18 protein-coding genes and 2 pseudogenes are annotated in these 18473 nt (G+C 43.9%); 7 read left to right on the forward strand and 13 right to left on the reverse strand.

Features of this window, described 5'->3' with window-relative positions; translation table 11 throughout:
- Window positions 1-28: 28 nt before the first annotated feature.
- Window positions 29-715 carry a hypothetical protein gene (locus LEP1GSC194_RS20650; protein WP_020775392.1) on the reverse strand — a complete coding sequence of 229 codons (687 nt, stop codon included), beginning with the start codon at window positions 713-715 and terminating at the stop codon, window positions 29-31.
- A gap of 296 nt (window positions 716-1011) precedes the next feature.
- Here LEP1GSC194_RS20650 and LEP1GSC194_RS20655 point away from each other — a divergent pair, with 296 nt between their 5' ends.
- Together LEP1GSC194_RS20655 and LEP1GSC194_RS20660 are read left to right on the forward strand one after the other, a co-directional pair.
- Complete coding sequence (locus tag LEP1GSC194_RS20655) at window positions 1012-1350, forward strand: hypothetical protein (RefSeq protein ID WP_020775408.1); 339 nt, start codon at window positions 1012-1014, stop codon at window positions 1348-1350.
- Window positions 1347-1871: a hypothetical protein gene (locus tag LEP1GSC194_RS20660; protein ID WP_020775417.1), complete on the forward strand. Its 525-nt coding sequence runs from the start codon at window positions 1347-1349 to the stop codon at window positions 1869-1871. The genes LEP1GSC194_RS20655 and LEP1GSC194_RS20660 overlap by 4 nt, the downstream gene beginning before the upstream one ends.
- 39 nt (window positions 1872-1910) lie before the next feature.
- Here the strand turns inward: LEP1GSC194_RS20660 and LEP1GSC194_RS20665 are convergent, their stop codons facing one another.
- Window positions 1911-2723, reverse strand: coding sequence for an Lp29 family lipoprotein (locus tag LEP1GSC194_RS20665; RefSeq protein WP_036043980.1), 813 nt, complete (start codon window positions 2721-2723; stop codon window positions 1911-1913).
- A 161-nt stretch (window positions 2724-2884) separates the two neighbouring features.
- Window positions 2885-5608, reverse strand: coding sequence for a TonB-dependent receptor plug domain-containing protein (locus LEP1GSC194_RS20670; protein WP_408605343.1), 2724 nt, complete (start codon window positions 5606-5608; stop codon window positions 2885-2887).
- An 894-nt stretch (window positions 5609-6502) separates the two neighbouring features.
- Between LEP1GSC194_RS20670 and LEP1GSC194_RS23340 the strand changes: the two are divergent.
- Window positions 6503-6625, forward strand: a pseudogene (locus LEP1GSC194_RS23340) (SBBP repeat-containing protein); the annotation flags it as partial.
- Between the two features lie 187 nt (window positions 6626-6812).
- Here the strand turns inward: LEP1GSC194_RS23340 and LEP1GSC194_RS20675 are convergent.
- From LEP1GSC194_RS20675 to LEP1GSC194_RS22790, 10 genes are all read right to left on the reverse strand, one after another.
- Window positions 6813-7283, reverse strand: a complete 471-nt coding sequence (locus tag LEP1GSC194_RS20675) for a DUF4952 domain-containing protein (protein WP_017807698.1) — start codon at window positions 7281-7283, stop codon at window positions 6813-6815.
- 243 nt (window positions 7284-7526) lie between these two features.
- Window positions 7527-8291, reverse strand: a complete 765-nt coding sequence (locus tag LEP1GSC194_RS20680) for an Lp29 family lipoprotein (RefSeq protein WP_051185272.1) — start codon at window positions 8289-8291, stop codon at window positions 7527-7529.
- Between the two features lie 285 nt (window positions 8292-8576).
- A complete protein-coding gene (lsa16, locus tag LEP1GSC194_RS20685; protein ID WP_020775412.1) occupies window positions 8577-9056 on the reverse strand; it encodes an E-cadherin-binding lipoprotein adhesin Lsa16 in 480 nt (159 codons plus the stop codon).
- Between the two features lie 11 nt (window positions 9057-9067).
- Entirely contained in the window at window positions 9068-10291 is a 1224-nt protein-coding gene (locus LEP1GSC194_RS20690) for a hypothetical protein (RefSeq protein WP_020775410.1), read from the reverse strand.
- Between the two features lie 5 nt (window positions 10292-10296).
- On the reverse strand, window positions 10297-10878 hold the full coding sequence (locus tag LEP1GSC194_RS20695; RefSeq protein ID WP_020775409.1) for a c-type cytochrome: 582 nt from the start codon (window positions 10876-10878) through the stop codon (window positions 10297-10299).
- 14 nt (window positions 10879-10892) lie between these two features.
- Window positions 10893-11444: a DUF3341 domain-containing protein gene (locus LEP1GSC194_RS20700; protein ID WP_020775416.1), complete on the reverse strand. Its 552-nt coding sequence runs from the start codon at window positions 11442-11444 to the stop codon at window positions 10893-10895.
- The gene (gene nrfD, locus LEP1GSC194_RS20705) at window positions 11444-12811 is read right to left on the reverse strand and encodes an NrfD/PsrC family molybdoenzyme membrane anchor subunit (protein WP_020775395.1); all 1368 of its coding nucleotides are present in this window, start codon (window positions 12809-12811) and stop codon (window positions 11444-11446) included. Before nrfD ends, LEP1GSC194_RS20700 begins: the two co-directional genes overlap by 1 nt.
- 25 nt (window positions 12812-12836) lie before the next feature.
- Window positions 12837-15947 (reverse strand): TAT-variant-translocated molybdopterin oxidoreductase, encoded by a 3111-nt coding sequence (locus LEP1GSC194_RS20710; RefSeq protein WP_020775406.1) that lies wholly within the window; start codon window positions 15945-15947, stop codon window positions 12837-12839.
- A 19-nt stretch (window positions 15948-15966) separates the two neighbouring features.
- Window positions 15967-16473: a cytochrome c3 family protein gene (locus LEP1GSC194_RS20715; RefSeq protein WP_036043972.1), complete on the reverse strand. Its 507-nt coding sequence runs from the start codon at window positions 16471-16473 to the stop codon at window positions 15967-15969.
- A complete protein-coding gene (locus tag LEP1GSC194_RS22790; RefSeq protein WP_017809582.1) occupies window positions 16470-16703 on the reverse strand; it encodes a hypothetical protein in 234 nt (77 codons plus the stop codon). Before LEP1GSC194_RS22790 ends, LEP1GSC194_RS20715 begins: the two co-directional genes overlap by 4 nt.
- 60 nt (window positions 16704-16763) lie before the next feature.
- Here LEP1GSC194_RS22790 and LEP1GSC194_RS20725 point away from each other — a divergent pair, with 60 nt between their 5' ends.
- The 4 genes and pseudogenes from LEP1GSC194_RS20725 to LEP1GSC194_RS21890 form a co-directional block, all read left to right on the forward strand.
- Complete coding sequence (locus tag LEP1GSC194_RS20725; protein ID WP_051185270.1) at window positions 16764-17123, forward strand: hypothetical protein; 360 nt, start codon at window positions 16764-16766, stop codon at window positions 17121-17123.
- A gap of 242 nt (window positions 17124-17365) precedes the next feature.
- Window positions 17366-17641, forward strand: a complete 276-nt coding sequence (locus LEP1GSC194_RS20730) for a transposase (RefSeq protein ID WP_036043984.1) — start codon at window positions 17366-17368, stop codon at window positions 17639-17641.
- A gap of 187 nt (window positions 17642-17828) precedes the next feature.
- The gene (locus tag LEP1GSC194_RS23345; protein WP_231384489.1) at window positions 17829-17933 is read left to right on the forward strand and encodes a hypothetical protein; all 105 of its coding nucleotides are present in this window, start codon (window positions 17829-17831) and stop codon (window positions 17931-17933) included.
- A 471-nt stretch (window positions 17934-18404) separates the two neighbouring features.
- Window positions 18405-18473: pseudogene (locus LEP1GSC194_RS21890) on the forward strand (CopG family transcriptional regulator); the annotation flags it as partial.

The raw sequence follows: 18473 nt of genomic DNA on the forward strand, positions 1-18473 counted from the left end.
TGAAAGAGCGAAGTCGCCTTGTTAAATTCTAGATTTCTTCCAAAAGATAAGGGCGAGTGTATTCTCGAATGATCTCTACGACGAAACGTCCCCAACTTTTCGGATCGTTCTGCGAGATTTCGACTTGTTTGATCTTTGGAAAATAAGGAGTCGGCTTATAAAGGCCGTGCGAGAGTTCCACCGCTCGAAGATAATTATCCACTCGCTTTACACGAATGAAATTCAACAATTCGGACTGAACCTGATTTTGCGAAATATAACCGATGATAATGAGTTTTGGAAAAAGGGATTTTTTCAATAAATTGATGAATTCGGCAAAACTATCCACACGATCGATAAACCCTTCGTAAGCCCCGCCGCCAAGGTTCATAATCTGAGTCACGATATCCATCGTAAAGGAAACTCCCTCTGCGGAAGTCATGTCCGAGATGATAACAATTCCTTCATCGGGTTGGAAGGTTTTGAACATCTGAGCGCCTTTGAAATGTCTTCTCAAAAGTTTTGCGGCGGATATATCGATTTCGGCGGCCTTGGCGAGAATCGTTCTTCCGGAAGAATCAAGAACGGGTTCCCTCGTGATAATGTATCTCTTTTTGGTCGCACCCTGATTCATCACTCGGAACGCCTTGACTTTTTCTTCGATTTCGTCCAACGAACAATAACCGATTTTTAAAACGTTTTCCCTCGATCTCTTTTCTAACTCTGTATCTTCCATTTGAAGTTTTAAAGGAACAGTACGACTCGAATGATCGAAATCCGAACTGATTTACCTTATCCTGTTTTATCATAACATTTAATTAATTTCGAACAACTCGCTTCTCGATAAGCGAGAAACAAGATTAAAACACTTGCGCCTTATTTCCGGTTTTTCTGAATGGAATCATGGATCCGGAAACGGAAAACTCTTCCCGATTTCGCATCTTTTTACGGATTGCGAAGATTGTTTCCGTACTGATTCTACTTTCCACTCTTTTTTCTTGCGAGTCCGTAGAATTTATCCCGGAAACCGTTTTGAGAGAAGAATTCGGTTTTTCTCATAAAAGCTCTTGGAACGAAATCGAAATCCGAACTACTTCACCTCCCAAACCGTATCGAACCTACGGAAAAATCATCATTCGTTCTTTTGCAAACGGAAGAATCCCCGAGTACCTGATTATCGATCTCAAAAAAGAATTGTTTTCCAATCACATGGACGGCGTTATTTTTACGGGGAAAGGAATCGTAAACGTTCCTCCGACTCTCATCCAATCCGGCAACGGGGACGGCAACACGGTTGCGATCGGTTATGTGAACAACGAAATGGGAGTGATCGAAGGTATGGCTTACCGTTATAAGGAAAACGAACGATGAAACCTCGTCCACCCCGCAGATTCAACAGCGAAATTTTTGTGGATTCCGAAGACCGCTGGATCTTTCAAGGAAATCGAATCGATCAAAAAGGAATCCTCTCTTACTTTCGTCAAAATCTTCGCGAAGACCAATTCGGAATCTACATCGACAATCGTTTCGGAGAACTGACGGAAAACGGTTATCTCGAACTGGAAGGTTATCCCATTCACTTGACCGCTTGTAAAGAATCGGAAGACACGTTATTCTTCCTTGCGGAGTCCGAAGTCGTTTATTCCTTGAACGACTTAATCTTCGCCTTGGACAAGGACGGTTGTCTTTTTGCAAGAACCGCAAATCATAAAAAACTAAAATTCAGACCGGATCGAAACTGTCTTTCCGATCTGAGTCCTTTTTTGGAAGAAACGAAAGAAGGGACTGAAATCCGTTTTCACGACAAAAAAATCCTAATTTCCGAATCGGGCGAATCTCCGCGAGTAGCCCTTCCTGGGGAATTCAATTCCGATAATATTCGGAAAAACTAAACTTACAAAAAGTATTTTAACGGGACTCTCCCAATCTTATCATTTGCGAAACGCGGATTGAGATTGTATAAAACTCGCTATGTCCGTTTCAAATTTGGGGCCTTGTGCTTGATATACGAACTTGGGCGGAGAAGTCACTTGTTTGAGGGCGTTACATCCCATTCTACGACATTCCTCGGGAACGGACGAAGCCCATACGGCGCCCAAGACGGAATAACCTTGATCGTATTTGATGGAAGTGAGTTGATTCAGATTTTTATCGTAAATTTTAATTTCGGTTTCGGCCTGCAAAGACGCATAACTCGGAATCAATCCGAAGGTGATCACGGAAAAAATAGAAGAGAACAATTGAAGCACGCTACTTCCGAAATGTTTCGAAGTTTGAAACGCCGGGGTATGAATTCCCAACACGTAATAATCCACGCCGATATCCTTTAGTTTAAAAATTCGTCCCTCCCCTTTTTTCTCCACGCTTGTCACGTATGTCAGTTCAAGAACTCCGCTTTCCTTGACTTCGTTCAAATAATCCTGAACGAACTTTCTTACCTTATCGGAAGAAACGTCCTTTCTATATCCCGCGGATTTCAGATCGGACGCGTAAGCTCCATTCTGAAATTTGAATATGGTTCGATCCGGATAGACGAGATTTGCGGTGTAAACGCGGGTCTCCGCGGAAGAACGGGTAATTTCGGTCGTATAAGAACGAAAGCCGATATAGGCGATTTTTACCTTGGCTAAATTCGGGATCGCAGCGTTTTCCGGTCCGCTTTTTTGCACGTAGTAGTGATAATTGCAGTTGAAAAAAAACAGAACGATAAAGGCAAAGAATTTAGATTTTTGATCGTGTCTCATAGGTTTTTCCGGAATGGAGCGGATTGGATCAAAACCAAATCCGTTTCCCGTATTCAATTTTCTTAAATGATTCATCTTTGCAATCAAAAAGAAAAATTAAAAAGACACTACTTTCAAAAAAATCCCGTCTACGTTCTACTCTCAAGCGACAACACTTTCTTTTAAAATCTGAATTCGATCCCGAAGTTGAGATAAGGAATTTTATTCTTATCGGTTCTTAAGGATTGTAGCCCGTTTAAGTAGATGTATTGTGTCTCCGGATTCGCTCCCGGAATATGCGGAAAGAGAGGATTGAACGTATCCGTGGTTGTAGCGATTCTACTTCCCGTAATATTCACAAGTTCCAAATAAGCGGTTATCCTTCCCCAACTCGTCGGAATAAAACGATCGAATCTCAAATCGAACTGACGGTAATGAGGAAGTCTGGCCGAACGATTCATGTCCGAATAAATCGGCTGATAAAGCGGCAAGGCGGAACTGCTTGTAGAAGACGAAGCCGGTAAAGGAGGCAAAGAAGGAAACAACTCCGATAAACTCTGCTGAAGTGTGATCGTTTTCGATCCGGTCACCGGAGTATATGCATAATTCGTTAAATACGTCACCTTCAATCCGATTTGCGCCTTCTCTCCGAATTTCCATCCGAGCACCATGTTGAACATATGCGTTCTGTCAAAGTCGTACAACTCGTCTTTCGAGTTTTTGAATAGGACGTCGTAACTTCCGTCCCTGTAGAAGTTCGCATAATAACGGTCCGCGTTTTCCTGATGGATCAACTCCTTTGTCGAACTTTGCGCGAGCCAGGAGTTATATTCCTGATTCGTAAGTTCGGGCAGATTCCGGTTCCTTTTCGTGACGGATTTCGTATAGGATAACCATCCGTAAAATCCGGATTCGGCCGAAGGTTCCTTTTTGATAAAAACCTCCACTCCTCGAGAATAACCCGTCATCGAGTTGGAGTAGTTCAGATGGGAACTCCTCAACAAGGAAGGATCGGACGAGGGATCCAAACTTTCCCGCGCCAAATCCCTGTTTCTCGAAAACGGGTCCATTACGAACCGATCCGCGACCGCAAGATTGGAAAACGTATTCTGATATCCTTCTATTTTAATATTCCAAAATTTGTCGATTCTCTGATCCCATCCGATTTCCGCGTGATCGGACTCCTCCATTTTCAGATCGGGATTTCCGGTTCTTGCGGAATATCGACTAACATCCGTCGGTGCCTGAAGGTGTTTTCCATAACCCGCAAAAATTCTGGATTGAGTGTAGGCAATCTCCTTACTGATTCCGATACGCGGAGCGGTTTTCCATTCTCTCGATTTATCGTAGTATTCCCTTCTTACCCCTAGATTCAGATTGAAATCGTTGAACTTAAATCGATTCTCAAAGAAGGCGCCGATCTGCCTGGTTCGAGTCGAGTCCCCTTCCAAAACGGATTTCACATTCGGAGAATCGAGAAGTTGTTGATGTACAAAATTATACGAAGGATCTAAGTTTGCCTGAATGACTTGTCCCTTATAACCCGCATCCACTTCTCTGTATTGACCTCCGAATACGATTTTCCAATTTCGTTTTAACAATTCGATTTCGGAAACGTTTTCTATTTGTCTGAGATCGTTAAAATATTCGTTTTTAATCGTTTGAACCCTTTTATACAAAGAAGGCGGATAACCTATTTTGGAAATATCCGTAACCACCATGTCCAAACCGTTTTCCGTCGTTTCGTTGAAATAATTTCTGGATACGTTGAACGTATTGATGATCGAACTTTTCGGTTTCCATACGTGTTGAATCCCGTCGGTTCGAAAGATACGATCCAGCCTAGCCGCATCCGCTCCGGAAGGCGGATCGCCGAAGGACTGGGCCGCTTCTTTGGGATTGTATTGGCTGAGTTCCTTAAACGGGTATCTTTTGTCTTTTGCGCCGAAAGTCTGAATCGCTAAGGAATGATTTTCGTTAATATCCCATCCTATTCTGGCTTGGTAATCGTTGTAATCCGCCAAGAAAGTTTCCGCGGGAATCAAATTGGGAACCCTTCCGAAAATGATGTTGGGATAATATTTTTTTCCCGAAACGGAAACGTTTAAGTCTTTTGTAATATTACGATATGTGTATACGTCCGTTAAAAACGCGTTCAAATGCGCGACCGATAGGTTCGAATCCCTTTTTTGAAACCCTTCTATATTGATGATTCCACCGGTGGCAAACCCGTATCTCGCTGAATAAGAACCCGAATACAACTCCAGGGAACGAATCGCGTTATTATTGATTACCGAAGTGAGTCCGTCCGCGTGAAACGGGTAACTCATGGGCAGTCCGTTGAAGTAAAACTGATTGGACCGCGCTCCGGCGCCGCGCATCACTAAAAATCCGCTTTCACCATTCGGTTTATCGGGTTTATTTTGATTTGTCTGTTGATTAAAGGTTTGAATCGCGGATTGAAAACTGGCTCCGTTAAACATTTGATATATGGGAGAGACCCCGGGCATGGATTGAACCGCCTTCAGCGCGTCTCCGAAACCTCCCGGCATCCGAATCGCTTCTTCTTGGCTGAGAACATAATTGGGCGGTGCTTCCGGTTTTTTTGCGGTGACGTTGATCGCCGCGGTATTCTTTTGTCCGACAACAAATTCGATGATTTCTTCTTCGTTCAGATCGACCTTTACGGATTTTCGTTCCATCGTTCCGCTTTTAAACGAAAGTATAATGTCGTAAACGCCCTCGTCCTTCAAATCCGCGACTAACTCCGATTTTTCCGAAAACGAAAATACCCGCGAGTATCCCCTACCTCGAATCCAAATTTCGGAGGGGGCATCCGACTTGAATCGATCGATCACTTTTACACGAATGGAGGTTTTTGCAAATAGATTTTCGGCGGAAATCAACGATAAGAAAACGGAAAATAAAACGAGAAGTTTTCGTTGCGGCCGATGTTGCGGATAACGTCTTTTATTTTTTCGTACGGACATAGTCGCTAAGACCGAATACCCCTTCGTTTTGTTCCGAACGGGTTCCAAATTTTGATTCTAAAATAACGTGAGTTAGATGTTAAAAAGTTCGCGAACTCTTTTTCTATCTTTCTTTCACCTTACTCTTTTTATACTCATATCAAAAAACTACTAAAGAATCTTGAATTTCTAAGTAGTTCCCGAAATTTACAAACTGATTTTTTTACGTTACCATGTCTATCGAATTCTTACCATAATTCGGATTGTGACTAGATCCCAAGCTGAATGATATTTGTAACCCGTACTACTGATTCCTATAAAATAGAGTGTCCAAAATTCTGCGGCTAAACGCCGGATTTGTGCTCAAATTGACGGTATTCTATTTTATAGGAATCGGTAAAAGCGCATTGTTCCAAAGACAAATTGATCCGGCTCGCATTGAAAACCGGATTTCAAATTACTTTTCTATAACAGAGAGAACGAAGATCAAGAAGATTCATTTTTTACCGCCGGTTCGCTTATAATCAAGAGACAAATCATTTCAGATAGGATAAGTATAAAACCTTGGAATTAAATAGGAAATCCGCGATCTTTCATCGCATAAAATTGAAAACCATTTTCTCTGTCTTTTATATTCTATTTTCTGCATATACATGCTCGTCATTTGAATGCTCCCTCTGGGACCGATCGCGTAGCCTGCAAGCATTATTGTTCGATACAATAGCATCGAACAATGACAATAACGATGCTGATACGAACAACGCTAACAATAATAATACCAATAACAGCGTTTTGAATAATTCGGGAACAAGGCAGTAGACGAGACTCTTAGGGGCTGCCGGTACAACAACGTTAAGTCCGTCAATTACATCCGACAGTTCTGGAAACGTATATACAATAGGACATGCGAACGGGAATTTGGACGGCCAAATCCTTACAGGAACTACGGATTAATTGGTCGTTCAATACCGATAAACAGAAAATGCGGATATTCTAATATTATAATTTTCAAATTCGCATACGATGTCGCTCGATTTTGAAAGTCAATTCCCAATAACCGTCTTCGTTTCCGGCAAGGAGGGGCCTAAGCGCCGTCTCCTAAATCGTGCGATTTTAATACTATGACTCCCCGATCCGAATCTCAGGGAGACTCCAGAGGCAACTCAACCGTAACAATAAACCAATCGATCTTTGACCATTCCTTGCGTTCACTGGCTCTCCCGTCGCTATCAGCGCCCATACCAATTTTAAAGTCAAATTCCCCACCGCTCTTGAAAGAACCGTAAGGGGATCCTTCCTTATTGGGAGTCGGTTCCCAGATACAACAAATATGCCGAAGAGGTTGCATTCCGAAAGTATGAATTAAATATTTTTCCACACTGAAAGCGAATTCGCCTTTGACACGATAAGACGCGAGCAGAACTGGTATCTGAGCGTCTTTTTCTTTTTCACATTTGATAAATTCAAGATGTTTCGGTTTCTTATGAAGTCGTTCCAGGAAATCACCGCAGGAAGGTTGTGCAACGATCTCTGCACTCGCCGATATCGCACAAAATAAAACGAGCAAAAGCACTATGGATTGTTTGCTTTGAATCTTTAAACTTACCGTCATGAACGATGAAACCCGGATCTCTTCCGTACCATAATGGATAAAAACGGAAAAAATTTTAACCCTGACATCTGATTCCTATCCACTGACCCCTAGTACGCTCCTGCGAATTTTCTTCGAGGTTTTGGGACAAACTCTTTATAGAAATCAGTAGATCAAAATCGATGCTCCTAGAATACTTTTTTGTCATTCGAGATTCGTCCAATATTCAAAAAATAGAATCTCTTTAAACGTATCCAAAAACATTCAATTCGTAGGAGAATTTTGAACGACCCTTAAAACATCCTCTTCAATTCTTGGGCCCATTCCCGAATAAATATAATCAGGAGGAGAACTTACTTTTTCGGGCAAACACTTGAGTAAAGTACAATGACCGGGGTTTGGAAAAATCCACACCGCCGAAACGAAGGAATAGGAATTATCGTATTCTAACTTGTTAACTAACTTTAAATTTTTATCGTAAATTTTTACTTCCGTTTTTGCAATCTCCGAAGAATAACTTGGAATCAAGCCCAAGGTGACTATCGAAAATAAAGTTGAAATCCCGTATAAAATCTCGATTCCCACATTGGACGCTTTGGCAAACGCCGGTCCGTGAATCCCCATCACATAATAGTTCACCGGAAAATTCCTGAGTTTGAAAACCGAATTTCCATTTATTTTTTCTACTTCGATCAAATAACTCAGCTCCTTGGAACCGCTCACCTTTACTTCTCCCAGATAATCCGCAATAAAAGCCTTAACTTGATCGGAAGAAACGTCGCTTCTAAAACCGTTACTTTTGAGTTGATCAATAAAAACTCCGCTTTCCAACTTCGGTATCGTACGTTTTCCATAATTCAATTCCGCCGTATAAGAAGTGCTTCTTCCACTCGAACCCGTAACTTTCGATTCAAACGTCCTGAACCCCATGTAAACGATCTTAGGTTTTTTTTCGTTTTTTACATTATCCGCAACCGGAAATTCCTTCATATAAAAACGGCTGCTACAGCTTATTAAGGAGGTTATCATCAAAATCGACGTGATTGTAAATATTCTTCGCACTCAAAACTCCACACATTAGTGATTTTTATAGATATATATACTTCACAAACTGTGACAACTATTTTTCAAATTAGTTGTTTATGGAAATCGAACACGAACAACCCCGCGAGCGATCGAGTCGGGGTCAAGTTATTGGCATTAAAGAAATATAATGTTTTAAGGAAACATTCTATGATGTTTCGTAAAAATAAAAAATCCATACCCTCCTTTCGAAGCGGTATGGATCGTTTAAAGTCGCGAAGTCGTTGACGTTTACTTTTTCAGTTCGGGCGCAAGTTCAGCCAACGGAACCTTATCTTTTGGAAGAGACGCGTAATCCGGAAACTCGTAGCCGTTCGGATAATGCTCGTGATCTTCCGGATCGTAAAAGTGAACGTAATCCTTGCGATACCCCCAAGTAAAAACGGACTTGGACGGATCCTGTCCTACGACTAAACAGCGCGGGTTGATCCATCCTTCGGTTTTTTCGGTTTTAACGCGAACAAACAACTTCGGATTGGCCTCGTGATTTCTATAGTCGTAAACCCTGACCACGGAACCCGGTGCGATTCTTTCCTTTACGACCGAAGTCGCGTCGGCATCCGCAAAGATGGGAACGGAAGGTTCCAGGGACGGATTTACTAAAGAAGGATCACAGTTTTTATGATTGGTAACCTGCGCCAATTTGGAACAAGCCCCTAAAAGAAGAGCGACTCCGGTCAGCAGAACGACGAGTGTAGTATTTCTTTTCATTCTTCTTCCTCTCATTGATGATGATGTAAGGCCTGATCCAATCTCGGATCTCCGACCGGGATCAAAGGAGCGGATTCATACCGTTTTAAAACCACAAACCCGAATAAACCGATAAATCCGATTACGGCGCCGAAAGTCAAAACGAGTCCGGAAAGATGGAAATTTTCGAAGTTTGCAGGAAACACGAGCCAATAGATTTCAATCACTTGAGTGAACACGATCCAAAGAGCGATTTTTACGAGAACGTTGATGTCTCTTTTATTCGGTCGATTTAAAAGCAAAAGAAACGGAAGGATAAACTTGATGAACGGAAGCGAGTAAGTGAAGACCTCCCAACCTCCGGTCAATCTCTGCTCGTAGAAAAAGGTTTCTTCCGGAATGTTCGCATACCAGATCAACATAAATTGCGAGAACCCGACATACGCCCAGAAAGTGCAAAACCCGAGCATGAACTTTCCGATATCATGAATGTGATTTTCGTTTACGAGGTTGCCGAGATATCCTTTCTTTTTGAGAAAGTAGATCATGATCACAAGGCTGGACAATCCGGCCTGATAAGCTCCCGCAAAACAATACACTCCGAACATCGTGGAAAACCAATGCGGAGTCAGGGACATGATCAAATCGAAAGAAGCGAGAGAAAAGGAAAGCGCGAAAAATACGATAAATCCTCCCGCCAAACGGGCGTTAAACTGAGTATGAGCCACGTCCTTATCCTGATCCTGTTTGGTGGAACGTCTATAAAAGAACCAACCGAACGCGGACCAAGCCGCTCCGAAAAGAATCATCCGAATCACGAAAAACGGAATGTTCAAAAGAGGTTTTTTATGCTGGAGCAAATGATCGTGAGCGACCACTTCGGCGTGACTCCACTCGTACAAATCATGAATCCCTACCGCTGTGATGAGGAGTAATACCGCAACCACCGGCAAAAACAATCCGTATCCTTCCGCAAGTCTGCGTACCGTAACGGCCCAATGCGCCCCGGTAATATGACTGAGCGCGGTAAAAAAAACTCCCGCGAGCGAAATCCCGGTGATAAAAAAGGTTCCGATCAAAAACGCGGACCAAGCCGGGTTGGAATGCCCACCCTCGTGTCTCGGCGCGGTGTGTGATAAGGTAAAATACCCGATGAGTAAACTGAGTACCCCGATCCCGATCATCCCGAAAAGGGCGCTGCGGGTCTTGGAGTCGAGTTTGAAGTGAATCAGATTTTGTTCGACTTTGACTTCCATGATTCTTAATTCCTAACCACGTCTTTTTTAGTTCTGTTTTCGTATTCCTGGAGTTTTCTCACGTAGAGAACGATCTTCCAGCGATCTTCGGGAGAAACTTGAGAAGCGTAACTTTTCATTCTTCCCCAACCCGCTGTGACCACGTGATAAATTTGTCCGTCGGAATATCCTTGGATCTTAGGAGAAATCACGGCGGGAACCGGAAATCCGATTCTTGGAGCCGGACCGACAATCGTTCCATTCCCCGCCCCTCTTACACCGTGACAAGGAGAACAATACGTCTGATACTTGGCTTCTCCCTTTTGGAGATTTGCCAAGTTGTCTTTATAAGGATTAGAAAGTCCTTTATTAGGTAATTGTGTTACATCCAATCCGAGATACTCGTAAGGATAATAACCTACCGGGACCGCTCCTTTGGGAGGAATCCGGGAAGCCGCTCCGTCGTGCGCGATCGGGTCCGCTTCCTGAGCCTCTCTCGCGGGAGAATCCGCCATATCCGGAAAGTATTCCAGAGGAGGCGTTTTGGACTCGCAGTTCCAGAAAAGAACAGCGGCCAAAAGGAAAATCAGCGATTTGTAATATTTCATTCTTGTCCCTGCTCCTATTTCACTACCTCGACGTTCTTTCCGCCGAGTCCCTTGATAAAGTTCACGACTTCTTCTTCCTTATAACCTTTGGAAGAGGAAGGAATCCAGAGTGCGAATTTGTCCGTAGTGATGTCCGGATGCAAAACCCTGCGGTTCAACTTCGGAAGTTTGGTCAAAAAAAACATCGCCGCGGCGGTCCCCACACCGGCCATAAAAATCGTGAATTCGAACGTGATCGGGATATAAGCGAACCATGCGTTTAAATTCTTTCCGGAGACGTTGATAGGCCAGTCGAACTTGTGAGTCAGATACTGCATTCCGAATCCGACTGTACATCCGAAAAGTCCCAAGAAAAACGTAACCCAAGGAAGTCCGGAACGGGGAAGTCCCATCGCGTCGTCCAATCCGTGAACCGGATACGGAGTGAAACAATCAAAACCCGTATAATTCTTCTCTTTTGTTTTCTCCGCCGCCGCGATGATTTCCGAAGGCGAATCGAAAAGCCCGAATACTCCCGCGCTTGTTTCTTCGAATGTATGAAATTGTTCTTTATGAGGTTTATACATCAGTGGTGTCCTCCGTTTTTGTGAGGCATAACGGTTTTCACTTCCGCGACCGCGATAACAGGCATGATTCTACAGAACAATAGGAACAACGTGAAGAAAATTCCGAACGTTCCGATGAGCATCATGAAGTCGTAAACGGTCGGGATATACATATCCCAACTGGAAGGAAGGAAGTCCGCGTGAGTCGTCATTACGATCACGTATCTTTCGAACCACATCCCGATGTTTACGACTATGGAGATGATAAACATAACCGGTATATTGGTTCTGAGTTTTTTCCACCAGAATACCTGGGGAGAAAACACGTTACAACTGAACATGATGAAGTAAGCCCATCCGTAAGGACCGAATGCCCTGTTTACGAAAGCAAAACCTTCGTATTCGTTTCCTGAATACCAAGCCATAAAAAACTCGGTGGAATAAGCGAGACCCACGATGAGACCTGTCACCATGATGACCTTGTTCATGTTCTCCAAGTGTTTCATGGTGATGTAATCTTTCAGATTAAAAACTTCTCTTGCGATTACCATCAGAGTCACAACCATCGCAAACCCGGAGAAGATTGCACCCGCAACGAAATACGGCGGGAAGATCGTAGTGTGCCAACCCGGAAGGATCGAAACCGCGAAGTCAAAAGATACGATCGTGTGCACGGAAAGAACGAGAGGTGTGGAAAGCGCCGCAAGAATCATCGCCACCATTTCCAAATGGGACCAAGCCTTATTGGATCCGACCCATCCGAGAGAAAGAGCGTCGTAGAGTTTCCGTTTGAATTCTCCCTGGGAACGGTCCCTTACTGCGGCGATATCCGGAATCAAACCGATATACCAGAACACGAGAGAAATCGTCAAATACGTGGAAACCGCGAATGTATCCCAAATCAGAGGAGAGCGGAAGTTGACCCAAAGAGGCCCTCTTTCGTTCGGATACGGAAACAACCAATAACCGACCCAAGGCCTTCCGATGTGGATGATCAGGTTGGAAGCGGCGGTTAACACCGCAAAGATGGTCATCGCTTCCGCGGCACGGTTGATCCCGGTTCTCCATTCCTGACGGAAGAGATACAGAACGGCCGAAATCAGGGTTCCGGCGTGACCGATCCCGATCCAGAATACGAAGTTTACGATGAAAAATCCCCAGGCCACAGGATTGTTGATCCCGAGGATATAAAGACCTTCCCACATCAGATATCCGATGATACCTAAATCGACGACTGTAATGGTAAGAACCAGAAGGAAAGCCTTCCACCAAAGAGAAGTGGGGAATGCTTCTACCGGTCTTAAGATATCCTCGGTAACGTCCCGAACCGACTTGCCGCCGGTTACGAGAGGCTGGATATCCAGGGCTTCTTTGACTGCGTTGGGCATTGACATAGCTTTTTACGTTACTCCATTAAATTGAGCTTCTGACCCGGGTCAGATAAGCGATCTGAGGACCGACGTTCAGATATTCGAGAACACGGTACGATCTCGGGTCGGAAGAGAGTTTGGAAACTTCGGAATCCTTATCGTTCGTATTCCCGAAGCTGATTGCATCCGCCGCACAACTTTGTTGGCACGCGGTTTTAACTTCCCCGTCCTTAAGGACACGGCCTTCGTTTTTCGCAGCGATCTTAGCCTCCGCAATTCTATGGGAACAGAAATTACATTTTTCCATTACCCCGCGACCGCGAACCGCAACCTCGGGATTGAGTCCCAAGTAACGAGGAGCTTTGGACTCCTTTGGCGAGCCGTTCTTCCAACCAAAGTCGTTGTACCAGTGTTGAAGCCAGTTAAAACGTCTGACTTTGTAAGGACAGTTATTCGAGCAGTAACGAGTTCCCACACAACGGTTGTAAACCATGTCGTTGATTCCTTCGGAACTATGAACGGTTGCCAAAACCGGACAAACGGTTTCGCAAGGAGCGTTGTCGCACTGTTGGCAAAGCATAGGCTGGTGAGCGACCTGAAGCGTTTCCGGCTGATCCGGGTCTCCGATGTAATAACGATCGATTCGAAGCCAGTGCATCTCCCGACCAACACGAACCTCGTCGCGACCGACAACGGGAATGTTATTCTCCACTTGGCAGGCGATCACACAGGAACCGCAACCGGTGCAGGAAGTAAGATCGATGCTCATTCCCCATTTGTAACCGGGATAAGCGTAAGTAGGATTGGCGCCCGCCGCATCCGTAAGTTTTCCGTCTTTTAGAATCTTTGGAATTTCGGAAGCAGCCTTACCGGAGGAAGGATTTTTACGGTATTCTTCGATGGTTGTCGATTGAACCAGAGGACGATCCGGATAACTAAAACCGGGAGACAACATATGATGGTGTTGTGTAGTCGCCAGTTTATATTTCTTACCCGTCTTTTCGAGGGAAGTCACCGCGATTCCGGAATACACTCCGTTTTCGGAAAGGGTATAGGCGTTCTTACCAACCCCAGTTCCGACCGCACCCGCGGCGGTTCTACCGTAGCCGACCGCAATCCCGATCGCGTCCTTGTGCATACCGGGTTGGATCTGCGCCGGAAGTTCGATCGTTTGTTTTGCGGTTTTTAAAACCAAAACGTCGTTAGACGAAATTCCCTTTTCTTTCGCCAAAGCGGGAGAAAGTAGGATGCAGTTGTCCCAGGTCAATTTTGTGACCGGGTCCGGAAGTTCCTGAAGGTGTGCGTTATTGGCCCCTCTACCGTCTCCGATCGCAGATGTTTCATACAACGCGAGTTTGAGCCCGGCGGAGGTGGAAGCGATCTCTTTCAAAGCGGAACGATTAAAACTCCGAGAAGAACCCGCTACTTTCTTGCGCTCGGAAGCCTTAACAGTGGTTCCTGCTCTCAAGAGGTCTTCCCATCTTTGTTTAGAGCCGAGTTTTTTAACCCAAGAATTTTTTACGGTTTCGTAAAAGTTCGTTTCTCCCCCGAGTGAACCGCCCGCGAAAGCGATCAAACTGTCTTCAAAAGAACGGGAATTAAAAAGCGGGCGAACCGCGGGTTGTTGGATCGAGAAAATTCCCTTTGTGACTTCGGCGTCTCCCCAAGACTCAAGGAAGTGAGTCGTAGTAGCAAGAACGTTAGACGAAAGCGCGGTCTCGTCGGCGCGATCGCTCAAAGAAACGACCAAAGCCGCTTGGCGAAGAAGATTTGTCCATTCTTCTCCCGCTTGATAGACCAGATTTACGTCGTTCACGAACAGAACTCCGACCTTGTTGGCTTTCAGTTCCGCCGCAAGAGACTTTAAGTTTCCGGAAGAATCCAGAAGACCCTCTTTCTTAGGATTGGAATGATCGATCGTTTTACCGTCGTTGTCCAAAAGGTCGTTGATAAAGTTTACAAGAACTTGAAGATCAACCGCGTCTTTTGTAGAAGCGGCTAAACTTCCCGCAACCACGAGAGACTTTCCTTTGTTGGACCAAAGAGCCTTTGCGGTTTTACGAATGTTTTCTTCGCTCACACCAAGTTCCGATGCCAATTGAGCGACATTTCCACCATAAGGAGAAGCTTTTACTTCGGAAGCGCCTTGCTCTTCCAGAGCTGCAATGATCGCAAGAGCGAGTTTGGTTTGATCTCCGGGCCGGATCGGAAGACGAAGATCCGCGTTGGAACCGGTCATCGTCGGAATGGATTCCGCTGCGATGAAAAGATTTACGTCGGCGGAACCGTTTTGGCCGCGCGATTCTGTCGGGCGGAGATTTCTTCTTTTGGAAAAATCTTTTTGGTGTTCTTCCGGAGAAAGCCAGTTGCCCATAAAGTCGCAATCGATGGAAAGAATTACCTTCGCCAGATCGAAATGATAGTTCGGAACGATCGCCTTTCCGTACGAAGCGGCTTGTCCTTTGCTGACAACTTCTTCCGCAGAAGTAAGAGAAATCTCGTAGTGTTTTCCACCGCCGACGTTTCTTAAAAAGTCGCCGATGATCGATTTTGTGGAAGGAGAATCCAGAGGTTTTGTTACGACAACCGTCAACCCCTTGTTAGCCGCAAGAGCCGCCTTTACTTTGGCGTCTACGGTAGCCCAGTCGGATTTTACTTCTATCCCACCTTCGATTGTGGCGGGATTTTGCGCCCGATCCGGATCGTAAAGATCGAAGATAGAAGCCTGACCCGCCGCGCCCAAAGCGCCTTGAGAAACCGGGTGATCCGGATTTCCTTCCAACTTGAGAGGACGGCCGTCCCTTGCTTTTACAAGAACGCCGGTTCCCGCGACTACGGAAGCGTAATAGTAAGAATGTCCGTGTTTTACGAAATCGTATTGGGCGTTTTCATCCGCCTTGTTTAAGTCCACGTAAGGAACGATTTTTTCGACGGGTTTGCGGATACAGTTGAGAGAAGTCATCGCGACTCCCGCGCCCATCAGTTTTAAAAAGGATTTACGATCGAATTCTCCGGATTTGATTCTCGCGATCAAAGGATCGGGAGAAGTGAAGAATTCGGATTTCTGCATCTCTTTGACTTCTTCGTCTTTATCTTTCAGATCGTAAGACAGCCAGTGAGCCTTCTTTTCTTTTTGGAAATTTTTTTGATCCATATTTTAGTATTACTCCCGGTTATCTGTGGCAGGTGGAACAATCGGTCGGCGCGTTGTTCTCTCTGTGACAATCCACGCAGTATCCCATGTTGAGGGACGCGACTTGTTTTACTTTCACCATTTCCGCTACGTTACCGTGACACTGAGAACAATCCACTCCTCTCGAAATGTGTCGAGAGTGATTGAACTGAACGTGATCCGGCATATCGTGAACCTTAATCCATTCGATCGGCTTATTATCGTTATACGACTTAGCGAGTTTTTTGATCAGAGGTTTGGAGGTTGCTACGAGAGAATGGCAATTCATGCAAGTGGAAGAAGATGGGACTGTTGCGTGCGCTGAGGTCTCTACCCCGGTGTGACAGTATTTACAGTCTATCTTATTGTCTCCGGCATGTATCTTGTGATTAAAGGGTATAGGCTGATCGGGCGCATACCCAACATACTTGGAGGGAGAGAAAATCAGATACGCTACGGCCGCGATGGCAATGAGCGGTACCGAAAGTTTCAGTGCTCTGTTATTCATTCGTATGAAGTCCCTATGAATCCAATATTGGTATTGGAAACAGGATTTTTGGCTCTGTGAAAAATTGCAAGTAAACGAAAATGAAAGGCCTTTTCCTTTGCGTTTATTTTGAAATCTACTTGAGAATTGATATCAATTAAAAAAGTTTCATCTGTTTGTAAAAGAATACTGACTTCGCACAGAAAAAGGGCGGGAGATAAATCAAAGTTTTTGACCAAACCCGGATTCAAAAAATGGAAAGTTCCGATTTTTTTTGATGTGAGTTCGGTATAACAAATGCGAAAGCGACTTTGAAAAATTCAAAACCCATCCGAAACAAATCGATTCGGAGATTTTGGGCGTGCAGGAAGCGGAGGAATGAGGCCGCGGTTCTGAAAGTTTTAAAGGATTCGGATTCCTGCGCCTGTGAGGCAACAAAGATCGACGATTTCAGCAAGAAGTGGGAATTGAAATTTCAATCGAGCGAGATCCTAATTCATCCCGAAATTTTTCTGACGTCGAGGGGAGTCAAACTGAAAATTTCCATCGAAAAGACCGCCTATTCTTTTTTGAGCGTACATCTCAATGCCGGACATTCTCCAAAGATCACGAACTTAGATCCGAACAATTCAAAGTTCCGAACGAGGTCTTACGGATCCCTACATAAATAGAGTACCATGAATTTTGAGACAAATCCGTTTTAAAAGCAGAATCCTGGAAGATCCTTTCCAAAGATTTGTATCTGAAAAATCAAATACGTTAGGCGTCATTGCGTAAGCTGAGGACGATTTTGAAAACGAATCAAAAATGAAGGGAGTGGGAATAAATTCGAACTAAAAATTGCTTGAATCTTATACATTGAACTTCCCCCGAATTAGTGGACGCGGTCGTGCAAACGAAAAAGGATAAAAGTATGGCTCGTAAAACACGATATGACGAAGAATTCAAGAAGAACACGGTTGAACTACTGATAAAGTCTAGTAAATCCATGACTCAGATCTCAAAAGATTTGGGAGTATCTGTAATTACACTGATTAATTGGAAGAAAAAGTATCTAACGAATGACAATCCGTTCCAAGATGAACTTCGAGCAGAGAATGAACGTTTAAGGAAAGAACTGATGGAAGTAAAGGAGGAGAGGGAGATCTTAAAAAAGTCCGTGACCATCTCCTTGAAACCAAGGAAATGAAATATACATATATAAAAAAGAATCATTCCCCTGTAAAGAAGACATGCAAGATTCTGAATGTATCAAAGAGCGGTTACTATGAATGTTTGAAACGAGAAGATAGCGAGAGGGCAAAATCCAATCAAAAGTTGGACGAAAGGTTCGGATTCTATTTGAGGAACATGAGAATCGATCCGGGTATCTGCGAATTCATCAAGACTTACGTTCGGAAGGTCTTGTTATATCTAAGAATCGAGTTTACAGAAGAATGCGTATAATGGGCTTAAAGAACCGAAAATATTCTCAGAAATAGAAGAGCAGTTCAGATATTTTAATTTTATTTCACCTTCTGAAAAGGATCATATTGAAGCAGCAAAGTTAAGGAATTTACTTTCTAAAAAGGGAATTACATTAGCTACAATTGATGCCTTAAATTGCTCGGATTGCAATTACACATAATCTCGTTCTTGTAACTTACGACAATGATTTCTTAGGGCTTTCTGGAATTACAAAGTTAAAAACTCTCAATTTTGAAGATTATAAAAAATCAAAGAGAAAACGCAACGTCGACTAACTTCGACTTCTCGCGGCGCTTCGAGATCGCTCCGCTACTCTCGCTTGACCTTCGGCACATTTGCTCGATTTCGTTAGGTGTCATTCGTGCCAAGCTACTTTTTAAATAAAAAAATGCGCTTATATATTCGTTTCCGTAATTAAAGAGAAATCAAAAATCCTATTAACAAAATCGAATATGTATTACATATGTGATACAAGAGGAGAAAGTATGATTAGTCTTCGATTACCCCCTGAATTAGAAAAGAAATTATCAGAAGTAACTAAAATTGAGAATAAA

The sequence above is a fragment of the Leptospira alstonii serovar Sichuan str. 79601 genome (assembly GCF_000347175.1).
In the GTDB taxonomy this organism is placed as follows: domain Bacteria; phylum Spirochaetota; class Leptospiria; order Leptospirales; family Leptospiraceae; genus Leptospira; species Leptospira alstonii.